This is a genomic window from Flavobacterium flavigenum (genome assembly GCF_027111255.2).
Lineage (GTDB): Bacteria > Bacteroidota > Bacteroidia > Flavobacteriales > Flavobacteriaceae > Flavobacterium > Flavobacterium flavigenum.
Genome location: NZ_CP114285.2, coordinates 3,425,730 through 3,452,711 on the forward strand (window position 1 = coordinate 3,425,730; position 26,982 = coordinate 3,452,711).

Consider the following 26,982-nt stretch of genomic DNA (forward strand, 5'->3'; position numbering starts at 1 on the left):
CTAAAAAAAATGGTCTACAAGTTATTCGTATTTCAGATATTTCAAAACATCTATTTTCGTTACCTGATATGCTTTTGTCAGGACAATCAGTAAAGTAAGCGCCAGTAATGAAATGAATGCGATTGAAAATGGCAAAGCCGAAATGTTTATTCTGAATGCGTAATCTTCAAGCCATTTTTGTAATAAAATATAAGCCGGAATGATTCCAATTCCAAATCCCAGTAAGCAAAAAAGTATATATTGTTTTGATAATTCTTTCAGTAAGATATCTGTTTCTGCACCCAGTGTTTTTCTAATTGCTATTTCTTTCAGTCTTCTCTCCATCGAAAATGATGCCAAAGCGAACAATCCAAAAACGGCAATTAGTATTACGACCATATTTAGAATGAAAAACAGGTTTTTTTGCTTTATTTGTTCCTCGTAAGTTTTAGCAAAGCCTTTATTAACAAATTCATAATCAAAAGGATAATCTGGATTGACATTTTTCTCCCAATATTTTTTCAAATTTTCTAACGTTTCGGTTAAATTATTTGGAGAAACCTTTACAAACACATTATTAAAGTTATTCCATTTTAAAGTTTTAAGATTAATAAAAACCATTGGTGGCACTTTACTCTGCAATCCAGTAATATTAAAATCTTTTACAACTCCGACAATTTTAAATTTCAGGTTGCCCTTTTCATTACCCCATCCAGAAGTTACAATCTGGTTTATCGGATTTTTAAGATTTAATTGCTTGACCAAAGTTTCATTCATCAACATACTGCTAATCGTATCCGACGAATATTTAGGAGATAAATCACGTCCCTGAACGATTTTAATTTTCATCATATCCAGAAAACCAAAATCCATTTCAACATTTCTTGGCTGCACAAAAATGCCATTGTGTTTAAAACCAGAACTGGAACTGGTGCTTCCTCCAAAACTTCCTGCAAATGTAGTTACATCTACAACTCCGGGAATTTTTGCTATTTCCTGTTTATCGACCAGATATTTCTCTGTTCTTTTAAATCGATCTGGTTTATTGTACGGAATCGAAATTACCTGATCACCGTTAAATCCAAGATCTTTGTTCATCATATATTCAACCTGGGAGTTGACAATTAATGCTCCAATAATAAAGAATGCTGCGATTCCGAACTGAAAAATAAGCATAGAATTACGAATCCAGATACCACTTTTACTTCTTGAAAAATTGCCTTTAAGCACCTTTAAAGTTTCAAAATTGGAAATATAAACAGCAGGGAAAATACCCGCAGCAATAATTACTAATCCAAAAATTCCAATGAGCTGCAGGTAAAATTCACCACCATTTATGGTCAGCATTTTATTTAGAAAGTTATTGTAATACGGTAAAGAAAGCTCTACAATAGCCAAAGCAAAGAAAATTGCCAGCAATACAATTATTGCCGTTTCAAAAATAAACTGAACAATAATCTGATTTTTTGAAGCCCCAACAATCTTACGGACACCGACTTCTTTAGCACGTTTTATTGCAGATGCAGTAGCCAGATTTACATAATTTACTAATGACAAAATCAAAATTAAAAGAGATAATCCTGCCATAATATAAAGCAGTTTCAAATTGCCCATGCCTTCCGGGAAAGTAGAACCCGAAGTCTTTGTACCATGTAAACGCGCCATTTTTAACTGATCCAGCAATATTGTAATTTCGCCGTTTTCTTTAACATATTGTTCAACAGTCTGCCCGCTTTCTTTAGCATCTTTTACCGTTCTGTTGACAAAATTTACGTGCTGCATTTTCTTTAAAACTAAAGCACGATCGGTGTCTTTTTTAATTTTAATAAGAAAACCATAATTAAAGTTTCCCCAGCTATTTAGGTCCGGTTCTCTTTTTACGCCGCTGAAAACATAATTTGGCTCAATAGAAGAAGGTCTGATAATTTTATAAACAGATTTTACAGTATAATTTGCAGCCCCATAAAAGATAGACTTACCAATTGGATTTTCATTTTTGAAGAGTATTTTTGCTTGTTCATCTGAAATTGCAACGCTGTTTTTCTCTTTTAAAATATTTGTTTTGGCGCCTTTTAGTATTTCAAAGGGAAAAAAATCAAAGAAATTCTCATCACTTACCATTATTTTTTTAGCCATCAATTTCTGATCTTGATATTTGATAATATCCTGATCATACCAAACGTTAAAAAAACAGATTTTTTCAATCTCTGGAATTGTAGCTTTACAAGTTTCACCAAACGGAATAGAGCTGGTTGCCCAGGTATCCCCATTTCCAATTTTATTAAGAACTAAATAAATATTTTCTTTTTCGGGATTCCATTGATCGTATGAGTGCTCATTATTCCAATACAAAATCGCGAAAATCACACCGGCAATCCCAATGCTCAATCCTAAAACATTTAAAAATGAAAACAATTTGTTTTGTTTTAAATGATAAACAAATATTTTAAACCAGTTATAAATCATGGTGTATGTTTTTTATATTATTTCAGTTTTTGACAAGCCGATTTTTAGACAATTGCGAATATTTTGCAAACAAACTCAACCAGAATCAGGATTGCGGTTACAATAAATTTTAGCATCTTTTAGTTATTTAGCGTTCATAAAAACATCAACATTTCGCTGATTTAGCTTTTCAGAAAATATCACACCGTCTTTCATGTGAATCGTTCTTTGCGAAAAAGAAGCATCATAATCAGAGTGGGTTACCATTAAAATTGTGGAGCCTTTTGCGTGCAGATCGGTTAAGAGTTCCATAACTTCATTTCCGTTTTTACTGTCCAGGTTTCCGGTTGGCTCATCGGCCAAAATGATTTTAGGATCATTTACCAAAGCTCTGGCAACGGCAACTCTTTGCTGCTGACCTCCCGAAAGCTGCTGTGGAAAATGTTTGAGGCGATGTGAAATATTTAGTTTTTCCGCAATGGCCTCAATTTTTTGTTTTCTGTCTGCTGCTTTTATATTATTGTAAAGCAAAGGCAATTCGATATTGTCATAAACAGAAAGCTCGTCGATAAGGTTGAAGTTCTGAAAAATGAACCCGATATTTTCTTTTCGAACCTGAGCCCTTCCTTTTTCTTTCAGGCTAATCATTTCCTGATCTAATAATTTGTAGCTTCCTTCATTGGCGCTGTCTAACAGCCCGATGATATTTAATAAGGTAGATTTTCCACAACCTGACGGTCCCATTATAGTTAAAAAGTCTCCTTTTTTAATTTCTAAAGAGATACCGCTCAAGGCTGATGTTTCTACTTCTTCTGTCCTGAAAACTTTGGTTAAATTCTGAATTGTTATCATTTTGTAAAGGTGTTAAAATGTGATTGACTGCGTTTTTTGATTGATGATTGATGTTTTTATATGTTCTTGTTTCAGGTTTAAAGTTTCACGTTTGGTTACAGAAGACTTGAAACTTTAAACCTGAAACGATTTTATTCTTTATTAATCGAAAGTTCTTCAATATCCTTATAATCTGAATAGGATGATGTAATTACGGTTTCACCTTCTTTTAATCCCTCCAGCACTTCATAATACGATGGATTTTCTCTGCCTAATTTTATGTCTCTTCTTTCGGCCTTATTTCCTTTTACCACAAAGATCCATTTTCCTGCTGTTTCCTGGTTGAAGCTTCCTTTTGGAACAACCAGTGTTTTGTTTTTTTCAGATAAAATCAGCTTTACGCCAAAACTTAATCCGTCCTGTAATGCAATATTTTCTTTAGATGTAAAAGCCAGTTCTACTGTAAAATGACCGTTTTTTACTTCCGGAATTACTTTGGTCACTATTATTTCAAGTACCTTTCCTTTAAACTCTACCTGACCTTTTAATCCTTCCCTAATTTTCTCTAAATAAAATTCATCTACATCGGCTGCCAGTTTGTAGCCGCGTTTTGAATCAATTTTCCCGATGCTCTCTCCTGCCTGAAATGTTTTTCCTAAAACGGGTTCAAAAGAAGTCAGTCTTCCGGATTCCGGAGCGGTGATCAAAAAGTTCTTTTTATTATTTCTCAAAATATCCAGACTTTTTTCCATGGTCTGAATCGAACGGTTGATCTGCGAAATTTGCAACTGATTGGATTGCTTTTCTTTTTGAATACTTTGCTGGATTGTTTTTTTGCGTTCTTCCTGAAAACGTAAATTTTCTTTAAATGTATTCCAGTCGTTTTTCGAAATCACATCTTTTGCAAATAATTTCGAGTTCATATCGTACAATCTTTTCGCGTCGTTATAATCGTGTTCAATCAAAACCAAGTCTTTAGTTAAGTTTAATTCCTGATTTCTGATGTTTAGTTTTCCTGTATTCAGGTTGTTGATTTGTTCAATAATGGCAGTTTCCTGGGTCAGGTAATTTAATTCAGTGTTCGGATTGTATAATCTTGCCAGTGATTGTCCTTTCGTTACCATCGCGCCGTTTTCAACAAAAATCTCTTTCACAGATCCGCCTTCTGTTACATTTACAAGCATTACATTTAGCGGTTCAACTTTGGCCTGAAAAACTACAAAATCTTCAAAAAAAGCTTTTTCTGCTTTTTGAATTGAAATTTCTTCTGCTTTTACATTTAAACTTCTTTTCGTATTGAACGAGAAAAAGATAATCACTGTCAAAGCTAAAAAAACACCAATTGCTATTGTGAAATATCTAAATTTTCTATTTTTACGAGGAATTACCTTGTCCATTTTTTTAATAATTTACTGATTACCAATAGGTAAATACTGTGCCATTAAATTTATTATTTGTAAAGCATTGATTTTAAAAGAGCTTTAAAAACCATTCAAAAAAAGAGTGTCCGATAATGAACAGTTGACCGTTCAAAACCGGACAAAAAAGACAGATGCGAAAAAAACTAGCCCAAATATTAATTGTCGATGATCAGGAAGAAATTCTTTTTTCGGCAAAAATGATTCTTAAGAAACATTTTGAAACCATTTTTACGACAAATAATCCCAAAAAAATCCTTTCACTTTTAAGCGAAAACGAAATAAATGTGGTTTTGCTCGATATGAATTACCGAATTGGTTTTGAAGACGGGCGCGAAGGGATTCACTGGCTGAAAGAAATAAAAACACTGTCACCAAATACAATTGTAATTTTAATGACTGCTTTCGGGAAAATTGAAACAGCTGTTGAAGGTATCAAAATTGGTGCTTTTGACTATGTTTTAAAACCTTGGCACAATGAAAAATTATTGGAAACAATTGATAAGGCTGTCGCCGAAAGCAGAAAAAATAACAAAAAACCTGTTATAAAAAATAATGAAAAAAGATATTTTACCGGTATTTCACCAAAAATAAAACAGGCTTACGCTATGGCCGAAAAAGTGGCCAGAACTGATGCGAATGTTTTGATTTTAGGTGAAAACGGAACCGGAAAATATGTTTTTGCTGAGTTTATTCATCAGAATTCAGAAAGAAAAAGTTTGCCTTTTATTCATGTTGATTTGGGTTCCCTGAGCGATAGTTTATTCGAAAGTGAACTTTTTGGATATGCAAAAGGCGCCTTTACGGATGCAAAAACCGATACGCCGGGAAGGTTTGAACTGGCGCAAAACGGCACTATTTTTCTGGATGAAATTGGCAATATTCCACTTCATTTGCAGGCAAAATTATTACACGTTTTACAAACCAAAACGGTTACCCGTTTGGGCGAAAGCAGGCCCAGGACTTTGAATGTCCGTATTATCTCTGCTACAAACAGTGATATTAAAACAGAGGTTAAAAATAAAAACTTTCGTGAAGATTTGCTGTACCGCATCAATACGATGGAGATTCATCTGCCGTCGTTGCGGGAACGAAAAGAGGATATTGTTCCGATGGCGAATTTCATTCTGGATCAGATTGCTGAAAAGTACAATCAGGAAAATTGGCAGTTTGAAGAAAATGCTGCCCGTTATCTGGAAAGATATCCATGGAAAGGAAATGTACGCGAAATGGAAAATAAAATTGAACGTGCTTTGATTTTATCTGATAATAATATCATTTCTGTCAGTAATCTCGACATTTTAGATTTTGAAGATGTTCCTGAAAATGATGAAAATCCGCTATCTGAAATGGAAAAAACAGTCATCGAAAAAGCACTGTTTAAGCATCAGGGAAATATCAGCAAAACGGCTGAGGAATTGGGTTTGTCAAGAGCTGCTTTGTACAGAAGAATTGAGAAATACGATTTGAAGAATTAAAAATTAAGAGTAAAGAAGTTTCTTTTATCTGCTAAATCTGTAGCAAAATAATCTCTATCCCAAAAAGAAATTAAATGAAAAACTGGAAGTTTTATAACGCTTTGTTTGTTAGGGTATTGTTTGTCGTGATGCTCTTTTTCTTTTGCGTTTTTCTTATTTATAAGATGTTTTATTATAATGCGATTTTGGTTGGATTCTTTGCGGTTGTAATGCTTTTTGAAATGTATTCTTTTGTAAAAAATCAATTGCTCTTTTACGACAGAACACTGCTTTCGATACTTCAAAATGATTTTTCGACTAATTTTCCGGATGAACATAAAAAAGATAATTTTAAAAGTTTGTACCTCTTATATGATACACTGAAAATACAGCAGCAGGAGCAAACCTCAAAAGAATTGATCTACAAATCAATTTTAAACAGTATTGACACCGGCACTTTAATTTTGGAAAAAGAGAATGAAGAATGGCATGTTTTTTTAATGAATGATTGCTTTTCGAATTTATTTAAAGTGCCAAAAGTGAGTCACTGGAAATACCTTAAAAACTATTTGCCCTCTCTTTGCAATGAAATTGAAAAGTCTGATTTTGCCGAATTAAAATCGGTAATTTCTATGAAAATTGAAGAACAGGATTTGCAGACTTTTATCCTTCAGACCTCGTTGACGAAAACGTATAACAAGGAATATTTTATCATTTTACTGGACAGTATTCAGCGTGTCATTGAGAAAAAAGAAAAAGAAGCCTGGATCAACCTGATGAAAATTATTTCGCATGAATTAATGAACTCTTTAACGCCAATTCGTGCGCTTTCGCAGAATTTACTTCAGATTGTCGATCAGGAAAAACTGGAAGATGATGATTTTGAAGACATCAAAAGCAGTATTTCGACCATTATAAACAGAAGTGACCATTTGCAGGTTTTTGTTGAGAATTACCGAAAACTTGCCATGCTGCCAACGCCAGCTAAAGAAATGACGCCAATCAATCTGCTTTTTGCAGACTGCCTACGAGTCATGAGTCCAATTCTGAAGGCCGAAAATATTGAATTGATAAATGATATCCATAGTTCACGATCTGTCTTAATTGATAAAAACCAAATGGAGCAGGTCATTATTAATTTGATTACCAACAGCATTTACGCCCTAAATGAAAGGACTGAAAAGAGAATTTTCATATCGAGTTTTACCGAAAATAATCGCTTTTTTATTACCATTTCAGACAATGGAAAAGGAATCGACCAGGAAATTCAGGACAAAGTATTTCTTCCATTTTTCACTACCCGAAAAGACGGAGCAGGAATTGGTTTAACACTCTCTAAAAACATTATTGAAGCCCACGGTGGTTACCTAAGTTATCAAACGGAGGAAGACAAAACCACGTTTGTAATTTGCCTTATCTAAGATGTAATAAAATTCTGTATTTCTTTAATTTAATGAACTTCAGGTTGTTAATGTGAATTTTAAAAGATGTATATTTTATTCTGTAAAGTGATTCTTTTGATATAGCCGTAAATTTGAAGAACCCTAAATCCTGAATTTGCACTATTTTAAAAAGTATGGCGAAGACTCATTTTTAAGGTTACTGATTATGTTTTTTCGCTGTGTTTTTTAAATAAAAGTTTAATAAATAATATTTAAAAAAATTACATCATGCGACAATTATATAAATTTCTCCTAATTATAGCTGCAGGTTTTGTATTTGCTTCATTTAGCTTTAAAAAAGATATAAAACCAATTGACAATTTATATCCAAAAGAAAATCCCGCAGTTCAGAATAATTCTGATTCAGCAAGCAGTGCTTCTAAATCCAGAGAAGTGTATCTTTTATCCAGACAGTACGACCGGCTAGAGGGAGCTTTAGAAAAATACCAAAAAATTGACCGAAAAAAACTGTGGAAAAAAATAGATGTTGACAGCGCCACCTATAAAGAATTAAAACCTTTTGATAGTGGTGCCGTAGTAAAACAAATTCGTGAACGTTTGTTTGTCGAAGGCGATTTAAAAAAGGATTCTAAAAAAGGTTTATACGATGAAGAGCTTATGGCCGGGGTTTTAAATTATAAAAAAAGATACGGTCTGAAATTGAACTACAAATTGTCATTCGAACATATCAAACAAATGAATGAGCCTGTATCAGAAAGAATCAGAATTATAAAATTAAACATGGACCGTTGTCGCCTGATTCCTGAAAATTTAATAGATGCAAGGGATTATATTATGGTAAATATTCCGGCTTACCGGTTATTATACGTAAAAAATGGTGCAAACGAGTTTACATCTGATGTTTTTGTAGGTGCTAAATGGTCAGAAACCGAAATTTTCAGCAGTGCAATGGATAAAATTGTATTTAGCCCGTATTGGAATGTGCCCCAGAGTATCATCGATAATGAATTAAAACTCAATATGGCTTCCAATAAAAATTACCTGGAAGAACATAATATGGAATGGAACGGAGGAAAGGTAAGACAAAGACCCGGGCCTAAAAACTCTTTGGGATTAGTAAAATTTTTATTTCCAAATCCGTTTGATATTTACATGCACGATACCCCGGCTAAAAGTTTGTTTATGTTTGAGCAGCGTACATTCAGCCACGGTTGTATTAATATAAAAGAAGCTAAAAAAATGGCGCATGTAATTTTGAAAGACGACCCGGACTGGACGGACGAAATGATTGATAATGCGATGGATGGTGAAAAAGAAACCACATGCATACTGAAAAATAAAATTCCGATATACATAGGCTATTTTACTTCGTGGGTAAGTGAAGAAACCGGTGAAGTTTATTTCTATCCTGATGTGTATCAAAAAGATAAAGAAACAACAGCTGAAGATCCAAATGGTTTGGTAATGGATTAATTATAATCCAATTTCAGGCTGCCAGTAATGTTTGTCAAAATCAACAATCTGATTATTGACCACTTGAATGCCTTCGTTTTCTAAAAGCTGCTGCATTAAATTGGTTCCGTCAAAATGATGTTTTCCGGTCAACAGTCCTTTTCGGTTTACCACTCTGTGCGCCGGGACATCATCCATATGGTGACAGGCATTCATGGCCCAGCCTACCATACGTGCAGAACGTGCGGTACCTAAAGCTTTTGCTATTGCACCATAAGAAGTTACTTTTCCGTACGGAATCTGTCGGGCGATTGCATATACTTTTTCGAAAAAATTTTCCTCAGCCATAGTTTGGTTGTTTGCCACAGATTAAAGGATAAAATATTGGTTTTAGTAACGATTGAAACACCTTTTTTGCCCTATTGCCAAAGAGACCGGTTTCATCTTTTAATCTGTGGTTTTATTATTTATCCGAAATAATAATTCAAAATATTAAAAAGCGTTACAAGAGCTACTAAACCTGTAATACATCCAATAATTTTATTCATATTCCGCATCAGGTAATCGGTTTTTTGCTCTATTTTTTCAAAAAAAGCAATATAGCAGTATAAAGCAGCAAAAGAACCTAAAACAGATCCCAAAACAAAAATGGAGATGATATTGTTTTCAAAAGCAAAAAGCTGATAGGAAGCTAGCGTTACACTTACAACCACATAATAAGGAATAGGAAAAAAGTTTAGACCAGAAAGCAGCATCCCTAAAAAGAAACGACTTTTTTTACTGCTTTTTTTAATCTTTGATTTTTTCTTCGCTGTTGGTTTTTTGGCAATAAATAAAAAATAAATGGTCAAAATAGAAAAGGCCACAAAGCCAATTTCGCGCAGCAGCGTCACAATATCCGGTCTGTTGTCAATTACACGTGCAAATAAAACCGCTACATAGACCTGAAAAAAAATAACTAAAACGGCACCAACTACAAACCATAAAGCATTCTTTTTCCCTTCTTTCAGATTTATTTTGGCAGCTGTCATGTTCAGTAATCCCGGAGGAATGATTCCGATAACAGCAGCAATAAAACCTGAAACTAAAGGGGTGAGTAAAGCCATTCGGTTGTTTGATGGGTTAGAATTTCGTTTTAAAAAATAATTTAATCTTTAATTTTAAAACGAATATACGTAATTGCCTTGTTTATTTCTAAATATTGTTTTTCGTAAAAGGTCTGAATCGAAGTTACTACTTCAGGACTTCCTTCATTTTTATACACATTATGGTTGGCATATAAAACTTCGTGTCCTTCTCCGTGCAGTAATCCTAAGGTATAACCGTGCATGAATTCACTGTCGGTTTTCAGGTTTACTACGCCATCTTTTTTGAGTATTTTTTTATACAATTTCAAAAACTCAGAATTGGTCATTCTGTGCTTGGTTCTTTTGTATTTGATCTGAGGATCCGGAAAAGTGATCCAGATTTCGTCAACTTCGTTTTCAGCAAAAATATGATCTATTAATTCGATTTGAGTACGTACAAACGCAACATTATGCAGGCCATCTTCAACAGCTGTTTTGGCACCTCTCCAGAAACGGGCACCTTTAATGTCAATTCCGATAAAATTTTTGTCCGGGTATTTTTCTGCCAGTCCAACAGAATATTCGCCTTTTCCGCATCCTAATTCTAAAATTAACGGATTGTCATTTTTAAAGAAATCAGTATTCCATTTTCCTTTCAAAGGCATTAAATCGCCCACAACTTCTTCTCTGCTTGGCTGGAAAACGTTTTCAAATGTTTCGTTTTCCCTGAATCTTTTTAGTTTATTTTTACTTCCCACTTTTTACAAAAATTTTCCGCAAAATTAAGGAATATAAACGAATGGACGAGGCGGAATTGAAGTTTAAATTTTAGCCGCAGTATTTTCAGGTTTTTAATCTGAGAAAGCTGCGGCTTATCTTTGGTTAGTAATGTGGTTCAGTTATATGTGATGATTTTGGATCCAGCGTTTCATCATGCTGAGATAAATCCAGTCCGATGTGTTCTGATTCTTCTGAAACTCGTAACGGAATAATGAAATTGGTTACTTTGAACAAGAAATAAGCTCCGAAGAAAGTGAAAATGGAAACCAGTACTAATGCCATCATGTGATGCCCGAAAACATTCCATCCTCCGTGCAGTAAACTTGCATCTTCACCGTGGGCAAAAATAGCTGTTAAGATCATTCCCATGATGCCGCCTACACCGTGACAGGCAAAAACATCCAGTGTATCGTCAAATCTTTTTGAAAAACTGCAGTTTACAGCCGTGTTTGAAACCAATGCTGTTATGAATCCGAAAAACATACTTTCAGGAACCGATACAAAACCTGCGGCAGGAGTAATCGATACTAAACCTACAACAGCCCCGATACAGGCTCCGAGTGCTGAAACTTTTCTTCCGTTCATTCGGTCAAAGAAAATCCACGTTAACATGGCTGCAGCTGATGAAGTGGTGGTTGTTGCAAAAGCCATTGCGGCAGTTCCGTTTGCTGCAAGAGCAGAACCGGCGTTGAAACCAAACCATCCAAACCATAACATTCCGGTTCCTAATAATACAAACGGAATGTTGGTTGGAATATGCTGACTGTTTTTTCTTTTTCCTAAAACGATAACCCCGGCCAAAGCGGCAAATCCGGAACTCATGTGTACTACGGTTCCTCCGGCAAAATCTTTTACACCAAAATAGCTTCCCAAAATACCTGTTGGGTACCAAACCGCATGACATAAAGGAGCATATATAAAAATGGTAAATAAACTGATGAAAATTAAATATGATATAAAACGAACACGCTCCGCAAATGAACCCGTAATGATAGCAGGACAAATAATCGCAAACTTCATCTGGAACAAAGCAAATAACATAAACGGAATCGTAGTGGCCAATTGTTTATGAGGCAGGACGCCTACGTAATCCATAAAAGCAAAAGTTGTCGGGTTTCCGAAGAAACTGTAAAAATGATCTCCTGAACCAAAACCTACAGGCTCTCCAAACGCAAGGCTAAAAGCGACTACAGCCCATAAAAGCGTAACCACTCCAAGACAAATAAAACTTTGTAACATCGTTGAAATTACGTTTTTCTTGCCTACCATTCCGCCATAAAAGAAAGATAATCCCGGGGTCATGATTAAAACCAGACAGGAGGATGTCAGCATCCACGCAACGTCTGCGGGTACAATGTGATCAATGGTGCCAAATGCAGCTAATACATAATCATTTTCTGTAACAGTAGGCCAAAAAGCACCCGTGATACAAACAATACTTATCATAATAAAGGAAATGATCCAGCGTTTTTCTATTTTCATTTTTCAAATACTTTATTTAACCCTATTTTTTTTGGGGGCAAAGTTAAAAAAAAATAAATATTTTAATTTTAAGGGCTGACAAAATAGAGGCTTGATTTTTATTTTAGTAAATTTTATAAAATTCAGCTTGTTTTTTTGAGAGTATCTTATTTTGTGCTTCTAAATTTACGCTATTATTGCCAAATATATTATAATAGAATTGATATTCTGAGTTGTAAAGTGCCAGAAAGCCAATGATTAGAATAAGAATGAAAGATATTGCCTATTTTTTTTGAAGTTTGGCAATCAGAATATCTTCGACAGGTGCTTTAACTTTTACCACAGCATCCACTTCGTCATTTGGAATCGTCATGGATAAAACGTAATGCTGAATTTTCCATTCTTTCCCTATTTTGACCAAAACGCCTGAACCTCGGCAAATTTTCATCTGCGTATTCAGCAATTCGTCAAACCACGCCATTTTTCCGGATTTATCAAAAAAGATATGACGTTCCAAAGCAGTAAAATTCCAGGTTGTGCCTTTGTCGAAATACGGTTTCGCCCAGGCTTTAAAGTCAGGTTTTACCCAGTTTTCTGTGGCGTCTGTTCCAATGTAAACCGCGTCTTCGGTCATGGTATTAAAATAAGCGTCGAACTTTACATCAGCCGCGGCTTTGTGCCAGGCATCAAGAGTCTGGTTGATTTTGTCTTTTTCGGAATTTTGGGCATTGGCAAAAGAAGCAATTAATAAAAGTAAAAGAATTGTGTTTTTCATGTGTAAGAGAATTTGAAGTTTAAATATAAAGAATGATTTCTCAATGAGAGAAATTTTCCCGCAGATTTAGCAGATTCAGAAGATAAAATTTAGATAGCTAAAAAAAAATCTGTATGATCTGCAAAATCTGCGTGCAAAAAAATATAAGCTTATTGTGTTTCTCGCAAAGACGCAGAGTCGCAAAGACAATTAAAATAAAACTTTGCATATTAGCGATTTAGCGAGGCTAAAAAGACAAAGTATGACTAAGAAAAAAACTTAAATTATCTTATATTCACTTATATGGTGGAAAAAAATTATATTTGAGTGCTTTTTAAACACCTCAAACATGAATTCAAAAATCTACATAAGTTCGATCGTTATTGCCTCCTTAGTTTTTATTTCCTGTAAAAAAGAATTAGAAGTCCAGGAGAATACTTCAACATCTGAACTGATCCGGTTAGGACTTGCAAAAGATACTTCTAAAACAGCCGCTCCGGTGGCACAGGCTCCGGCTACAAACCCAAATACGGTTTTAGGAGAAACAAAAGGACTGAATCCTGCTCACGGACAACCGGGACATCGTTGCGATATTGCGGTTGGAGCGCCTTTAAATTCGGCACCAACACAACAAGGGCAGGTTGCTGCTCAGGCACCGCAAACCGTTCAGGTTAATGCTGGCCAGCCCAATATGGTTACCACAAAAACGGTAACTGCTGCTCCGGTAAAAGTAGGGAAAGGAATGAATCCGTCGCATGGTCAGCCGGGACACCGATGTGATATTCCGGTAGGAGCACCTTTAAATTCTCCGGTTACAAAACCTGCTACTACAACAGCTGCAGCACAAGGCGGAACAGTAGAAAAATCATTTACAGTAACACCACCAGCAAACAATACAGTTCCCGCTTTATTAAGCACCGAAACCGCAAAACCCGTAACTACTGCCGAAGGCACAAACCCAGTACACGGACAGCCAGGTCACCGCTGCGATATCGCCGTGGGAGCACCATTGCCGAAATCATAAGAGGAAGGTACAAAGTTGCAAAGCAACAAAGGGACAAAGATGCTAAGAAAACCTTGGAGCCTTTGTCCCTTTGTTGCTTTGAACCTTCAAAAAATTAATGTGCTTTCATTTTTTCGAAAGTAGTAGTCAGTGATTTTTTGGCTTTTGCCAAAGCACCGCTAAATGCTTTTTCAAGAGTGTCCGCGTGTTCTGTAACGGTAAGTGGCTGTAAGTTGGCAATACGCACTTCAAGAACGCATTTTTTATCGTTTAAGCTGAATTTCTCTCCATTCTCATCTCCAAAGTGTACTTCGATGCGGGTAATTTTATCTTCAAAACGTGCCAAACCTTTTTCTAATTCTTCAGAAAAATAGTTTTCTAATCTTGCATGTCCTTCAATGTTTTTGTCGGTATTGATTTGAATTTTCATAATGTTCTTTATTTAATGATTGTTTCTCAAACTTATCTTTTTTTAGATGAAAAGGCAAGTGAGTTAAGGAAAGATTATGAAATGTTGAGGAGATTTTTTTATTCCCAGGAAGGAGGAATTTTCATTAATTGCTGAGTCCTATAATTAATTGTGTTTAGTATTTCTGTAATGCAAGCGCCTAAATTCTTTTTGATATCATCGCTCCAAAAACGCAGGACTTTCCAATTGTGAGATTCGAGATAATGATTGACTTCAAGATCACGCTGTATATTTCGTTCGATCTTGTTGATCCAATATGCTGAGTTGGTTTGCGGTTTTTTTCTGGTCTCCCAATCTTTACCATGAAAGAATTCGCCATCAACAAAAATGGCAATTTTTAGATTTCTAAAAGTTAGATCTGGACAACCGAAAACTTTTTTATTGTTTTTTCGGTAACGTAATCCTATATGTCATAAAGCTTTTGCCAAACGAACTTCATCTTTGGTGTTTTTGCCACGAATTTTGCTCATGACTTTTGAGCGTTGTTCTGGAGTGAAACAATCCATGAGGGCTAATTATTAAATGCTTTTAAATTTAATAATTAGCGGATTTGATTAATTATAAGATTAAGAAAGAAAGTTATGTTATTCAAATTTCGAATTAATCTATTCTAATTTTTTTATATTAAATGACTTTTCAATTATCAAATCATTAAGAGATAAGTCTTTAGTATGTTGTGCAATTAAAAATTTCTCATCATTAGTGTAAAAAGACTTTCCGTTAAGTAATCTGAAATAATTTGTCATAATTGCTTCGGCATCTACTTCGTTCATTTCTTTTTCATAAATTTTAAAACCAGATTTAGAAGAGTCATTAAAAAAAGAAATAAATTGATTTCTGAATTCAGTCTTTGTTCTTATTCTAAACTCTTTGATTTTATTTTCATCAAATGTTGAATATGATTTAATAACATACAAAAAATTTATTTTATATTGATGCACAAACAAAGTATCTCTATCGAATAAGCGATTTTCAAAGTGAAATGATTTTACAGGAATTTCTGTTTTATGCTCTAAATTGTGCTCATCAAAATTTCGAAAATCTTGAATGTAACCATAAATAAAGAAATTTGGAGTAATATTATAGCCCTCAGTTATCTTATCTCTGTACCGAACATTTTTTTTATAAACATCGCCATTATTTAGTAAATCAATGTTAAATTGAATTACATTTTTAGCGTAAGTAAACTGTTTGTATTTAGATAATTTATCTGCTTCATTTCCAGACTTATAATATTTAGAATCTCCAATATAGAAAATATCAGAAGTATCTATTAACGAATCATAATTAAAAACATGGTCTATTATTTTACCATCATTATTGTATTTTAAATCGTCTAATGAAATTTTGTCAACTTCTTTATTTTCGTCTAATTTATCCGAAAATAGTTTGTCAATCATATCTTCAAAAACAATGTTGTAATTGCTTACTGATATAAATTCTTCTTTTTTCTTTTTACTACTACTTATGTCTGTTTTAGAAAAATAAAGTTCACACAAAACGTACATTCTCTTTAAGGTGTCTGAGAAATAACGATATTTTATTTTTCTTAGTTTTGACAATCCACTCTTTTGAAGTTTTTCAAATTTTTCATTTTTGATGATAGTAAAACTTGGATCAATTTTCAAATGTAAAAGATGTTCTTTATTAAAATGATTTAGTATTGAAAAAAAATAAGTCAAAAGCTCCTCTTGAGAATTTATAACTTTCTTTTTATTTTTTATTTCAATATAAATTGAAGTGTTGTTTGAAGAAAGTATTGGTAGAGATTTTCTAATAGTTTTATCCCATTTAGGTTTCTTTACTTGATTAGATTTATATTCAATGTGTTTATATAGAATTGTATTTTTGTTTTTTTTATAAAAATTTACAAAGCTTAAAAGCAGGTCCAAATAAGAATATTCTAAATCCCCAAGATTGGTATTTAATTCAAAAGCCAACGAAGATTCAATAATTGAAGTGTCTTTAATTCGTCTTTTATATTCAGTAAGGCTATTATAAAAATAAACTAATAACTGTCGAATCCATCTGTAATCTTCATTATGTTTAAATGTTTCGAAATTATCAAAATTAAACAAATCGTCTTTAGTAATGCCAAAAACAGTTTCTTGATTATCTTTCATGAAAACTTTAGGTAACATATAAACTAATTCTTTCTTTTCAAAAGAATGATAATATCCTACCGAAATTATTTTGCCATTTCCATTTTGATTATAAAATTTTGGGTCATCAAAAATAGAAGCTAAGTTTTCAATTGAATAATCTTCACCTTCAATTAGAATTTTCATTTATACAGTTGTTGGTTCAATGTTTATTCTTTTTAAAATTTTTAGTATTTGATCTTTTGCATTAATATCTATTGGAAAAAAATCTTCATAACACACATTTTTTTCAAATAGTGATTCAGAACTGTCTTCATCTTTAAAAACATCATTCCATAAGTAAAATATAGCTTTGTTAATGAATTCTTTTAAGCTTATTTCTTTAGTTTCTGATTTAATAAAATAATTCCCTATACACTTATCCATGCCAAGATTTGGATTGTTTTTTATAATCTTATTTACTTCCCTAATGAAATCAATCCATTTAAAAGAAGTTGTATCGTCTATTTTTACTTCATAACCATACGACTCGTTTTCCGGAACGTCGTCATAACAAATAGAAATATATTCCCAATCCCAACGTCTTTTAAAAGCACTATCCATTGGGAAAAGAGATTGGTCAGAAGTGTTCATTGTAGCATATATAGTTAGATTGGGAGGGAGTTTTAATCCTCTACTTAACCCTTCCTCATTGGTAAGAGTATCTTCTAAGTATTCTTTCAATTCATAAGAAGGTGAAACAGTGTAATTACTTTTTCTATCTAAAAGTTGAAAAATATCCCCAAATATTTCAGCACAATTTCCTCTGTTAATTTCTTCAATAGCTAAAAAATATCTATTAGCTTGATCATTCCATGCTTTTACATAAATATTAGTAAATGCTTGAGGAACGAATTTATATTTTATTGAGTCGTTTCCAGCTTCATCCTTTTCATTTTTTGGTTTATATCCACCAACAAATGAAGAATTATCGAATTCAGGATGAAAGGTAATTCTTTCGTAGAAATGTGGATCAAGTGATTTTAATTTTTCGTTAACAATATATGATTTTCCCGTTCCAGGAGCACCATAGAAAATGGTGTTTTTACAATTAAAATCATTTTGTAGTTGTTCATTATTGTGAATTGTAGAAAATCTATTTTCTAAATAATCATATAGGTTTGGTCTTTTAGCAAGACTATAAATTATACTTCCAAGTTTTGCGGAAGAAACATCAGGAACATTTATAATTTTCAATACAACTGAGCCAAAAAAATCTCCCGCTGATCTGATTTTATATTTATGATTTTCTCCATTTATAATAGATTTTGCACCAAAATTTAATTTTGGATTTGATGAAGAAAACATTTCTTTAAATAATTCTAAATCTTGAGATGTTAATCCATTAGTATTTGTTAAATCTTTGTTGCTATTTATGAATTCTCCTATGATATTTTTATCATTTAAACTTTTCAAATGTTCAAAAGCATCAGTGTATTTTATCAATTCTTTTGCAAAATCTTTTACTTTAAGTGCTAATAAAATATATTGGCTTGGAATGAAAATAATTTTATCTTCGTTTCGAAATTTAATTGAATGTGACTCAACTTTTTCAACATTAGGTAGTTCACTAATTCTGTCTTTGTCAATACTGTTAAAAGTGATCTCAGGCCACTCTGTGTTTTGAAGAAAATAATTTTTTAATTCATTTCCTAATTCTGATACGTCTAATAAAGTCATGGGATCTAAATGATTAAAGTAATTGCCTTTTTATTTCATTGAAAATAGTTTGAATTACGGGGACAGAAACGCTGTTTCCAAATTGTTTATATGATTGATTATCTGATACTGGTATTATAAAATTATCTGGATAGCCCTGAAGGTTTGCTGCTTCTCTGGGAGTTAATTTTCTTGGGTTTTCACCTTCTTGTTCTATTAAAATTTCGCTTCCATCCTTATAATATCTTGCTGATATTGTACTTGTATAAATAGAATTTCTATTAAAAGAAGAGAATCCAAATCCGTTTCCTTTCTCTGCATGTTCTTTTCTTCGTCTTAAATGACCAGCATAAAGCTTATCAGAAATAGTGTATTTAGAATCTGTATTGTTGAATAATATATCTCCGACTTTTGTTTTTCTTACTTTGGATAAATCTTTTTGATCAAAAATCACATTATGGTCTTCATCAATTCCTAATGGAAATTGGAATTCTTTTTGAGATTCTTTAAGCCAAGCAACAATAAAAATACGTTCCCTATTTTGAGGTAATCCAAAGTTTTTAGAATTTAAAACCTCATTTGCAACATTATATCCTAAATCATCAAAAGTGCGCATTATTGTTTTTAAAGTATTTCCCTTATCATGGTTTCTTAACCCTTTTACATTTTCAAGGAAAATTACTTTTATTGGATTTCCACTTTCTATTCTTCTGTTAATTATATCTGCAACGTCAAAAAATAATGTTCCACGAGTATCTTCAAATCCTTTTTTTAAGCCTGCATGTGAAAATGGTTGACATGGAAAACCACCACAAAGTACATCAAATTCGTTTGGAATATATGATTTTGTGCTTTCTTTTGTTATATCGCCAAAAGGTGTTTCTCCAAAATTTGCCCGATAAGTAATTTGTGAAAACTTATCCCATTCGCTTGTGAATACACATTTTCCTCCAAGATTCTGTAATGCCATTCTAAAGCCTCCTATCCCTGCAAAAAGATCAATAAATTTAAAAGTATAATTTTCGGGAGTAGGAAATGGAACGTTTTCGACTTCAAATAATAACTCTTGTATTGCAATATCAGAAACAATGTTTAGTTTCTCTTCTTCATTTTTATATTCAACGATTTGTTTAATATATTCTACAGCTTCTTCTTCAAAATGATCTTTAACTCCATTATGGTAATTGTGTAAATAATGTGTCACAACGGCTTTTCTATTATCATCTTCTTCTACAAAGCGAATTTTAAATTTTTTACTGTCAAATTCATCAATTGATATTTTCTCTTTCATTTCTTAAAATTCTTATCATTAAAAAAAGCTCCAAAATCAGTATCAAGAGCTGTAATTATTTTTTCTATAATTTCTATGGAAACATTTCGTTGACCTTTCTCTATGTCTGAAATATAATTTCTGTCAACGTTGGAAATATTGGCTAAATACTCGATTGAGTATCCTTTTTGTTCTCGAAGTTCTTTGACTTTGAATCCGAATTTTTCTTTGATATTCATAACCTATAAAAATAATTTTGTGCGGACAATTGACCCGCCTACAATTGACCCTATTAAAAAATAGTTTTCAACTTGATTTTAAGCGTAATTTTAAATTTTCCCATAAAAAAAACGCCAATCATTTTCCTGATTGACGTTAAATACTATTTCTAAATTTCTTATGAAAACAAAACCCCTAGCCCTGATCGAAGCGGCATCCTTTTGTGCCGTCCCGATAGCTATCGGGAGGGACAAAAGATACAGCGGAGAGCAGGAAGTGGCTTCTAATTATTCTTATCCTTCTTCCCCCATTTAATTTTCATCTTGCCATCGACATCTACGGCGAGTAAATGCAGTACGATTCCGCGTTGGCGAACGGCGTCGCGTTCGGCCTGGGTGGCGAGTTTGGCATCGTCTTTTGAGTTTCGGAGTGGGACGGTCATAGCCAGATTGGTCCCCCGGCCAAAGGAATAAACGCCCGTGGCATCCATGTTGAGCACGCTGGAACTTATGGTGAGGGCATTGACATCGACCTGCTCGCCGCGAAGTTTGAAATTGCCAGATAAATCGCTGAACGTAATGTTCTCGACATCGCGAAACGGAAAGGCAAATTTGCCCACTTTCATAATAGGATCGAAGTTAAGTAAAGCGCCCTGGCTGACACTGAAGGTCAGGTTTCCGTATGCCGAATTCCGGATGAGTTCGCCGCTGCTATTGATCAAACCAGTTACTTTGGCGCTGCTGCTGAGTTTTCCGCGCATATTATCTGGAGAAAACGATGTGATGCCGAAGTTGCTGAACGACTTTAAAAAGCTGGTGATGTCAACCTGATTGACCTGTGCGTTGGAAACGAAATTGAAGTTTTTGCCTTTTGGAGAAACGGTGGTGTTAAAACTGATGCTTCCGCCACAAGTCTGCAGCGAGCCGTTTTTGATGACCAGCCGTGAATCGATCATCTGAATCTGGGCTTTGGTGTTGGTTGCGGTAAGTTTGTTGTAGGTAATTTTATCGGCTTTGATGCTGATGTCAACGATACATTTTTCGATTGCAGTCCGCAGCTGATTTGATACAGAAGGTTTTTGGGAGGTGGTTTTCTTTTTTTGTGAAGAGGCCAAAATACCAAGAAATTGCCTGATGTCGAGGCTCGGGCAATAAATGTCCCAGTTGACGACCATTTTTTCGGGAGCGTCATAATACAAATTCAGGAAATTGTCGATTCGGCCTTCAATGAAAATCGTGTTTTTTTGGTGTTTGTAGGCGATTTTTTTAATCAGCAGTGCTTCCTGAGTGAATTCGAGCTGAACATTGATTTTTTCGGCGTTGACGTTTTTCGGAATAAAAAGAAAAGAAGCATTCTGAACGTTTACATTACCAATAAAACGGGGTTTGGTAATGTACAAATCGACAATATCAAACTGAAATTTTAGGTTGGCTGTGGCGTGTCCATCGGTAAAATTAATCCATTTTTCGGTGTTTGCTTCGTTGAGGTTTTGGATATCGAAGTCCGAATTTACGATTCCGGTTGCAATTGGCTTATCCAGATTGTTAATCGATAATTGCAGAATTTTGAGCGGAACATTTTTGTATTTCCCCGAAAAGCGCGTTAAAATAATCGCTGAATTGGCATCGGTAAAACCCGCTTTTGGCTTGAAATTATTGGTAAAAATGCCTTTAAAACTGCAATCGGTAATCAATCCGTCGGGAATGGTGAGTTCGTTATTGTGAACTTCGGCCTGAACGACAATTCGTGGGTCGCCTTCCGCATTAAAATCGCCTTTGATGTCGCAGTTCACATCGATTTCGTTTTTCAAATTAAAACGGTCGAGTTTAGAACTGATGTTTGCCGAAAGTAAATTGGAGGCATTTTGCCATAAAATAGAGGTGCTGATATTGATGCCAAAAAGGGCATTTCCTTTGGCAAGATTGAAAAAAGCAACAATATCAAAAGCATCTTTTCCGATTTTTAGATTCTCGGTTTTGACGTCTATTTTATCTTTTTCGGCCCCATAAGAAACGGCAAAAGTACCTTCGAGTATTTTTTCTTTGGCGAAACTGCCGTGAACGGTATTAAAAGCCAGACTTTTGATTTTGGTTTTCAGTAATACATTGGTCTGCCAGTTTTCGTCATCGTATTTTACTTTCGATTTTAAACTGGCAATATCAAAATCAAATAATTTATGTCCGATGCGATTGTCTACTATAAAATGTACCTCATTGAGATCGACCTGATTAATAGTGGTTTCGGTTTCAGATGATGTTTCAGATGATTTTTTCTTTTTGGGTTTAAAAATATTGGCGTTAGAATAGCCATTTTTGGCTTTGTACACATAAATCTGAGCTTCATTGATCAGGATTTTGTGAATGTTGATTTCGCTTTGCAGCAGACTCCAGACATTTAAGCGGATTTCGATTTCGTTGGCTTTTAGTAAAGTATGTTTGTGGGTATTCCATTGATTGTCTTTTAGTTCGACGTCTTTCAGCGCCAGCGTAAAATTCGGGAAACCGGTTAAAAATTTATACTGAAAATCACCCACATGAAATTTTCCGTTGATGTTTTCATTTATTTTTGTGTTGATTCTGGCTATGATTTCAGTTTTGTTCCGGTTTAAATAAAGGGATAATGCTCCGGAAGCCATTATAATGACCGCAATACATCCTAAAATAAAAAAGCCAAAACGTTTGGCGTATTTTTTAAAACGATTTGATTGCAAAAAAATCTTTATATGGAGTAAAATGGCTGTCATGGAAATGAGTTATACTTATATTAAAGATAAGGTAAAAATCAATGTTTTGTTAATGTTTTGATTTGCAATTTATTAATGTGTAACTTAACAGTACGTTTAGTATGAATATAATTTATGACAATGCATTTATAATCAAAACTAATTTATGAATGGCGTTTGATTGATTTAAAATTTCTAAATTTGTACTAAAGTTTAAAACTTATTAAAAATTGTTTCCCTGAACGGGTTGACGGGATAATCTTAAAATAAATTATTATGGCATTAGCAATCACAGATGCTACTTTTGATGAAGTAGTTTTGAAATCAGATAAACCTGTAATGGTAGATTTTTGGGCAGCATGGTGCGGTCCTTGTAGAATGGTTGGTCCAATCATTGACGAATTAAGCAGCGAATACGAAGGTAAAGTAGTTGTTGGAAAAGTTGATGTTGATGCAAACCAGGAATTCGCAGCAAAATATGGTGTGCGTAACATTCCAACTGTTTTGGTTTTCCATAAAGGAGAAGTAGTAGGAAAACAAGTAGGAGTAGCTCCGAAACAAACGTACGCCGATAGCTTAGACGCTTTGTTGTAATCGTAAGATTATGATTTATATAAAAAACGCCTGATGAAAGTCAGGCGTTTTTTATTGTACAGACAATTTGAGTTTTTAAACACATAGATGCATAGGATTTTGTAAACTTGAAAAAGTCGTTTCACTTTACATCAAAACACATTAGTTATAAGGATATATATGTGTCTTTTTTTTAAATTAAGTAAAACGCCTTTTATCTTCAAAGAAAAGCTATGATTCTATGTATTTAAAAATATTTTTTATTGGAATAAAATAGTAAAAGTAGTTCCCAAATCAGGTTTTGAACTGACCTCAATTTTGCAGTTAATCGCTGTAGCCAGATCACGAATTAAATGGAGCCCCAAACCAGATTTGATTCCGATGACTTGTGAATCATCATAAAGTGCTTTGAATTTTTCCAGATTTTCTCCAGGACCATTATCTGTAATTGACATATAAATTTGGTTGTTTTCCTGCCAGGCTTTCCAGATTATTTTTCCGTTTTTATTTTTATCCAGTGCTTTTACAGCATTTCCGGTCAGGTTTCTGATAATGGTTTTGAGATAATTTTCATCCGTATTTAAAATGATGTTTTCAGGATTTTCAAACGAAATATCGATATTTTCGACAGCTGAAAAATGTTTCTTTGTATCTTCGAATATAACCTCTACCGGAATATTTTTATAATGCGGTTTGAAGTTTTCCATCTGCCCTTTGCTCCAAAGCAAAATATCTTCCATGGAGGATAATAAATTTTCGGCTCCTGAAATAATTTTGGTCTGCATTCGTAAAGCAGTTTCTTCATCAATCAGTTCGGGATTTTCTTTTTGAAGATGTAAAAAGTGAATCAGATTTGAAATCGGGCTTCGTAAATCATGGTTTAAAATTCCGAAGAATCGCGCTTTGATTTTATTGGCTTCATCAAGTTCCTGATTCAGGAGCTGTAATTTTTTATTGGTTTTTTTACGGTTTTGATTTTGTCTGAACAACAATAATCCGATTATAAAAACCAATACAAGGCCCGAAATCAAATAGAAGCGCTGTTTTCTGGCATCGTTAATCTGAATATTTTTAATGGTATTTTCTGCCGAAAGGTTTTTAATTTTCTGCTGTTTGGTTTTATTCTGATATCGTGCTTCGGCATTGGCAATACTTTGTTTAGCCGACTCCTGCATCATCTCGTCATTGTATCTGGAGTAGATTTCATTATAGTGAAAAGCTTCTTTCCATTGTCCTAAAGCCGCATAACTTTGGGATAGGTTTTTATTGATATTTACAAAGTTTTCCTTATCATATGTCAGGGCATTGATGGAAGCTTTTTTGAGAATTTCAATGGCATTTTTGTAATCCCTTTTTTCATAAAGTACCCGCCCCATGATAGCATTGGCTTCCATAATAATTTCTTCATCTGTTGATTTTTGCCCAAAGGAAATTGCCTTTTTAGCATAACCGTAAGCTGTATGTATTTTGCCTATATCAGCATAATATTTTGCCATATTCTGGTTGGCAAAACTTAAATTCAGAAATAGTGAATCTTTTACTGTTGGATAAGTATAAATCAAGTTGTAATATTTGTGAATACTGTCTGGCTTTTTTTGTGCTACAAAACATTGCATATGATAATTGCCGGAAAAAGCGCTGATATAGGGAGATGTTTTTATATATGGATTAGCCTCTCTTAAATATTCCAGAGCTTTGTTGAATTGTTTCATTTTTATATAAGAAGTAGCAATCTGAAGGTATGAAACACCAATATTCTCTGTATTTGCTTCACTTTTATCAAGCCGTTTTTTGTAGTTTATGGCTTTTAACTGATATCCAATAAAATTTTCATATTCAGAAGTATTCAGATAATACTCGCCGAGACTCCCGTAAAGCACCGCTTGTACATAATTACTTTTGGTCGTATCAAGTACTTTTTTGATGGTTTCAATTAATTCTTTGCCTTTTTGGATTTCATTTAGAGAATAATAAATATAGTTGAGCCGCATCAAAGAAGAAGTTTGGTTTTCTATATGACGGACTTTGTGAGCGTATTTCCATGAATTTTCATAGTTAACCAATGCTTTTTTGTATTGATTATTGCTAAATTCATAAGCAATTCCCTGCCGTAGGTAAAATGTACTTAAATATTTGTAATGGTTTTTTGAAAGTGCAATTCCTTTTTGTGAAGCAATGATAAGTCTCGAATATTCTTCTTTTTCTAAAAGTGATTTGGTATAGGTAAGTAAGGCATCCAGTTTTTGAATGGTTGTTTTATATTTTGCCAGATTTGGTTCCTGTTGCCCAAAAACAGAAATAGTAATAAAAAACAAAATCAAAAAACCGGCTTTCTTCATCTAGATCAGGTTTAAGTTGTCTTTGTAGCTTCTGCCAACCGGGATAGAGATATTATTGTTTAAAATAATTTCGGTAGAATTCATTTTCTGAATAAATTGTTTCTGAACTGCAAAACTTCTGTGAATTCGTATAAAGGACTGAAAGTGGTTTTCTTTCAATAAATTTCCGATACTCGACAAAACGCAATGTCTTTTTCTTTCGGTAACAACTAAGGTATAATCTTTTAAAGCTTCGAGATAGAGAATTTCATGCAGTTTTACTTTGGTCTGTTCATGTCCTTCTTTGATATAGATGGTGTCGCCTCCAATGCTGGCTTCAAAAAGAGAAGCTTTGAGTTTGATTTCCATAAATTCCTCAATACGGTTCATGGTTTGTGTAAAACGATCGAGTTTTAATGGCTTGACAATAAAATCGAGAGTTTCAATCTGAAAACTTTCAACAGCATGTTCGGGATGTGCGGTAATAAAAATACAAACCGGAATTTCCAGGGCATTTTTTCTAAACTCAATTCCGCTTAATCCAGGCATATCAATATCCAGAAATAAAATATCGATTTTTTGTTTTTGGATAAAAGGAAGTGCGTCTTCAGCAGATTCGAAAACACCTAAAATATCCAGAACCGGAAATTTTTTGGCAAAAGAGAGTGCCGTCAGTCTGTCAATTTCATCATCATCAACAATAATACAGGAGTATTTCTTCATTATTCCAGTTGTCTGTCTATTTAAAATGTTGTTTGTCTATTGGCTGTTTTTATCAGGATTTTATTGATGCAAATTTGTCTTGTAATTCAGCACAAGCAAAAAAATAATCCCCTTTTTGAGCTTTTGATCTTTACAAAAATAAATGTTATTGAATTAAATAAGAACCATTTGACCAATTTTAAAATTAAAATTATTATGAAAACTTTAAAGAGTATTTTTACCATTTTATCGATTGCCATTTTTACTGTCTCATGCAGCAGCGATGATGATAATTCACCAAAATTTAAGACAGAAAACCCGTTAGCAGAATATTATACTAAAACAGGATTTACTACGGTTAGCAATTTCGTTAATTCCGGAGATTATGAATTCGGATTGGTTTTTACGCCAACAGTAAAAGGAAAAATAACAGCAATTACCTTAAAATTGCCTGCTACAAATCCAAATTTACGTGTTACTATTTGGGATTATGATGCAAAAACAGTTTTACGTTCCGAAACTTTAAACGTTGCTACTGCAGATGTTGAAGTTAAAAAAGTAATCAGTGAGCTGAACCTGGAAAAAGATAAAAAATATCTGATTTCTATGAATTCTAATGATTGGTATAAAAAGAATAAAGCAGATAATTCTGCCGCTACATATCCTATTGTTGCCGGAAACATAACTTTTAATGAGTACAGATGGCTTTCGGGTACCGCACAGATTTTTCCAACCAGTATTTCAGCAACTTATAATGCCGGAGATTTAAGTTTCGATTTTCAGCAGACAGAATAATGTTTTTTGGGTACTTTGAATTAGTAGTTAAAAGGTCTGGCGAAAGTCAGGCCTTTTTTATTGA

22 protein-coding genes and 1 pseudogene are annotated in these 26,982 nt (G+C 33.6%); 6 read left to right on the forward strand and 17 right to left on the reverse strand.

Translation table 11 applies throughout. The features are described 5' to 3' along the window. Nucleotides 1-21: 21 nt before the first annotated feature. The 3 genes from OZP09_RS14130 to OZP09_RS14140 all read right to left on the reverse strand — a co-directional run bounded on the left by OZP09_RS14130 (nt 22) and on the right by OZP09_RS14140 (nt 4,652). The gene (locus OZP09_RS14130) at nt 22-2,445 is read right to left on the reverse strand and encodes an ABC transporter permease (RefSeq protein ID WP_269234387.1); all 2,424 of its coding nucleotides are present in this window, start codon (nt 2,443-2,445) and stop codon (nt 22-24) included. Nucleotides 2,446-2,568: 123 nt separating this feature from the next. Further along, a complete protein-coding gene (locus OZP09_RS14135; RefSeq protein WP_269234388.1) occupies nt 2,569-3,276 on the reverse strand; it encodes an ABC transporter ATP-binding protein in 708 nt (235 codons plus the stop codon). Nucleotides 3,277-3,407: 131 nt separating this feature from the next. Further along, nucleotides 3,408-4,652 (reverse strand): efflux RND transporter periplasmic adaptor subunit, encoded by a 1,245-nt coding sequence (locus OZP09_RS14140; RefSeq protein WP_269234389.1) that lies wholly within the window; start codon nt 4,650-4,652, stop codon nt 3,408-3,410. A 155-nt stretch (nt 4,653-4,807) separates the two neighbouring features. Between OZP09_RS14140 and OZP09_RS14145 the strand changes: the two genes are divergently transcribed. The 3 genes from OZP09_RS14145 to OZP09_RS14155 all read left to right on the forward strand — a co-directional run bounded on the left by OZP09_RS14145 (nt 4,808) and on the right by OZP09_RS14155 (nt 9,006). Next, nucleotides 4,808-6,151, forward strand: coding sequence for a sigma-54-dependent transcriptional regulator (locus OZP09_RS14145; protein WP_269234391.1), 1,344 nt, complete (start codon nt 4,808-4,810; stop codon nt 6,149-6,151). 74 nt (nt 6,152-6,225) lie between these two features. Beyond that, entirely contained in the window at nt 6,226-7,551 is a 1,326-nt protein-coding gene (locus OZP09_RS14150; protein WP_281309555.1) for a sensor histidine kinase, read from the forward strand. 249 nt (nt 7,552-7,800) lie between these two features. Next, a complete protein-coding gene (locus tag OZP09_RS14155; protein WP_281309556.1) occupies nt 7,801-9,006 on the forward strand; it encodes a L,D-transpeptidase family protein in 1,206 nt (401 codons plus the stop codon). Here OZP09_RS14155 and OZP09_RS14160 read toward each other — a convergent pair whose 3' ends face one another. The 5 genes from OZP09_RS14160 to OZP09_RS14180 all read right to left on the reverse strand — a co-directional run bounded on the left by OZP09_RS14160 (nt 9,007) and on the right by OZP09_RS14180 (nt 13,068). Then, nucleotides 9,007-9,333 (reverse strand): MGMT family protein, encoded by a 327-nt coding sequence (locus tag OZP09_RS14160; protein ID WP_281309557.1) that lies wholly within the window; start codon nt 9,331-9,333, stop codon nt 9,007-9,009. It abuts the gene before it with no gap. Nucleotides 9,334-9,452: 119 nt separating this feature from the next. Next, nucleotides 9,453-10,091, reverse strand: a complete 639-nt coding sequence (locus OZP09_RS14165) for a LysE family transporter (RefSeq protein ID WP_025572805.1) — start codon at nt 10,089-10,091, stop codon at nt 9,453-9,455. Nucleotides 10,092-10,132: 41 nt separating this feature from the next. Then, the gene (gene trmB / locus OZP09_RS14170) at nt 10,133-10,810 is read right to left on the reverse strand and encodes a tRNA (guanosine(46)-N7)-methyltransferase TrmB (protein WP_269234397.1); all 678 of its coding nucleotides are present in this window, start codon (nt 10,808-10,810) and stop codon (nt 10,133-10,135) included. Between the two features lie 124 nt (nt 10,811-10,934). Continuing rightward, nucleotides 10,935-12,314: an ammonium transporter gene (locus OZP09_RS14175; protein WP_281309558.1), complete on the reverse strand. Its 1,380-nt coding sequence runs from the start codon at nt 12,312-12,314 to the stop codon at nt 10,935-10,937. Between the two features lie 262 nt (nt 12,315-12,576). Beyond that, nucleotides 12,577-13,068 carry a nuclear transport factor 2 family protein gene (locus OZP09_RS14180; RefSeq protein ID WP_281309559.1) on the reverse strand — a complete coding sequence of 164 codons (492 nt, stop codon included), beginning with the start codon at nt 13,066-13,068 and terminating at the stop codon, nt 12,577-12,579. A 328-nt stretch (nt 13,069-13,396) separates the two neighbouring features. Between OZP09_RS14180 and OZP09_RS14185 the strand changes: the two genes are divergently transcribed. Further along, entirely contained in the window at nt 13,397-14,071 is a 675-nt protein-coding gene (locus OZP09_RS14185) for a hypothetical protein (RefSeq protein WP_269234399.1), read from the forward strand. A gap of 94 nt (nt 14,072-14,165) precedes the next feature. On the opposite strand, the gene OZP09_RS14190 is transcribed toward OZP09_RS14185, so the two are convergent. The 7 genes and pseudogenes from OZP09_RS14190 to OZP09_RS14220 form a co-directional block, all read right to left on the reverse strand. Then, the gene (locus OZP09_RS14190; RefSeq protein ID WP_269234400.1) at nt 14,166-14,480 is read right to left on the reverse strand and encodes an HPF/RaiA family ribosome-associated protein; all 315 of its coding nucleotides are present in this window, start codon (nt 14,478-14,480) and stop codon (nt 14,166-14,168) included. A 98-nt stretch (nt 14,481-14,578) separates the two neighbouring features. After that, a pseudogene (locus tag OZP09_RS14195) lies at nt 14,579-15,025 on the reverse strand (very short patch repair endonuclease). A gap of 99 nt (nt 15,026-15,124) precedes the next feature. Further along, nucleotides 15,125-16,807, reverse strand: a complete 1,683-nt coding sequence (locus OZP09_RS14200; protein WP_281309560.1) for a hypothetical protein — start codon at nt 16,805-16,807, stop codon at nt 15,125-15,127. Beyond that, nucleotides 16,808-18,340, reverse strand: coding sequence for an McrB family protein (locus tag OZP09_RS14205; RefSeq protein ID WP_269234403.1), 1,533 nt, complete (start codon nt 18,338-18,340; stop codon nt 16,808-16,810). Nucleotides 18,341-18,353: 13 nt separating this feature from the next. Then, complete coding sequence (gene dcm / locus OZP09_RS14210) at nt 18,354-19,610, reverse strand: DNA (cytosine-5-)-methyltransferase (RefSeq protein ID WP_269234404.1); 1,257 nt, start codon at nt 19,608-19,610, stop codon at nt 18,354-18,356. Continuing rightward, the gene (locus OZP09_RS14215; protein ID WP_269234405.1) at nt 19,607-19,828 is read right to left on the reverse strand and encodes a helix-turn-helix domain-containing protein; all 222 of its coding nucleotides are present in this window, start codon (nt 19,826-19,828) and stop codon (nt 19,607-19,609) included. Before OZP09_RS14215 ends, dcm begins: the two co-directional genes overlap by 4 nt. A gap of 263 nt (nt 19,829-20,091) precedes the next feature. Then, entirely contained in the window at nt 20,092-22,551 is a 2,460-nt protein-coding gene (locus tag OZP09_RS14220) for an AsmA family protein (RefSeq protein WP_281309561.1), read from the reverse strand. A gap of 255 nt (nt 22,552-22,806) precedes the next feature. Between OZP09_RS14220 and trxA the strand changes: the two genes are divergently transcribed. After that, nucleotides 22,807-23,124, forward strand: coding sequence for a thioredoxin (trxA, locus tag OZP09_RS14225; protein WP_025572826.1), 318 nt, complete (start codon nt 22,807-22,809; stop codon nt 23,122-23,124). Between the two features lie 239 nt (nt 23,125-23,363). Here the strand turns inward: trxA and OZP09_RS14230 are convergent, their stop codons facing one another. Continuing rightward, complete coding sequence (locus OZP09_RS14230; RefSeq protein ID WP_269234407.1) at nt 23,364-25,442, reverse strand: ATP-binding protein; 2,079 nt, start codon at nt 25,440-25,442, stop codon at nt 23,364-23,366. Beyond that, nucleotides 25,443-26,144 carry a LytR/AlgR family response regulator transcription factor gene (locus OZP09_RS14235; protein WP_269234408.1) on the reverse strand — a complete coding sequence of 234 codons (702 nt, stop codon included), beginning with the start codon at nt 26,142-26,144 and terminating at the stop codon, nt 25,443-25,445. Nucleotides 26,145-26,339: 195 nt separating this feature from the next. Between OZP09_RS14235 and OZP09_RS14240 the strand changes: the two genes are divergently transcribed. After that, nucleotides 26,340-26,918, forward strand: coding sequence for a hypothetical protein (locus OZP09_RS14240; RefSeq protein ID WP_269234409.1), 579 nt, complete (start codon nt 26,340-26,342; stop codon nt 26,916-26,918). Nucleotides 26,919-26,982 lie beyond the last annotated feature (64 nt).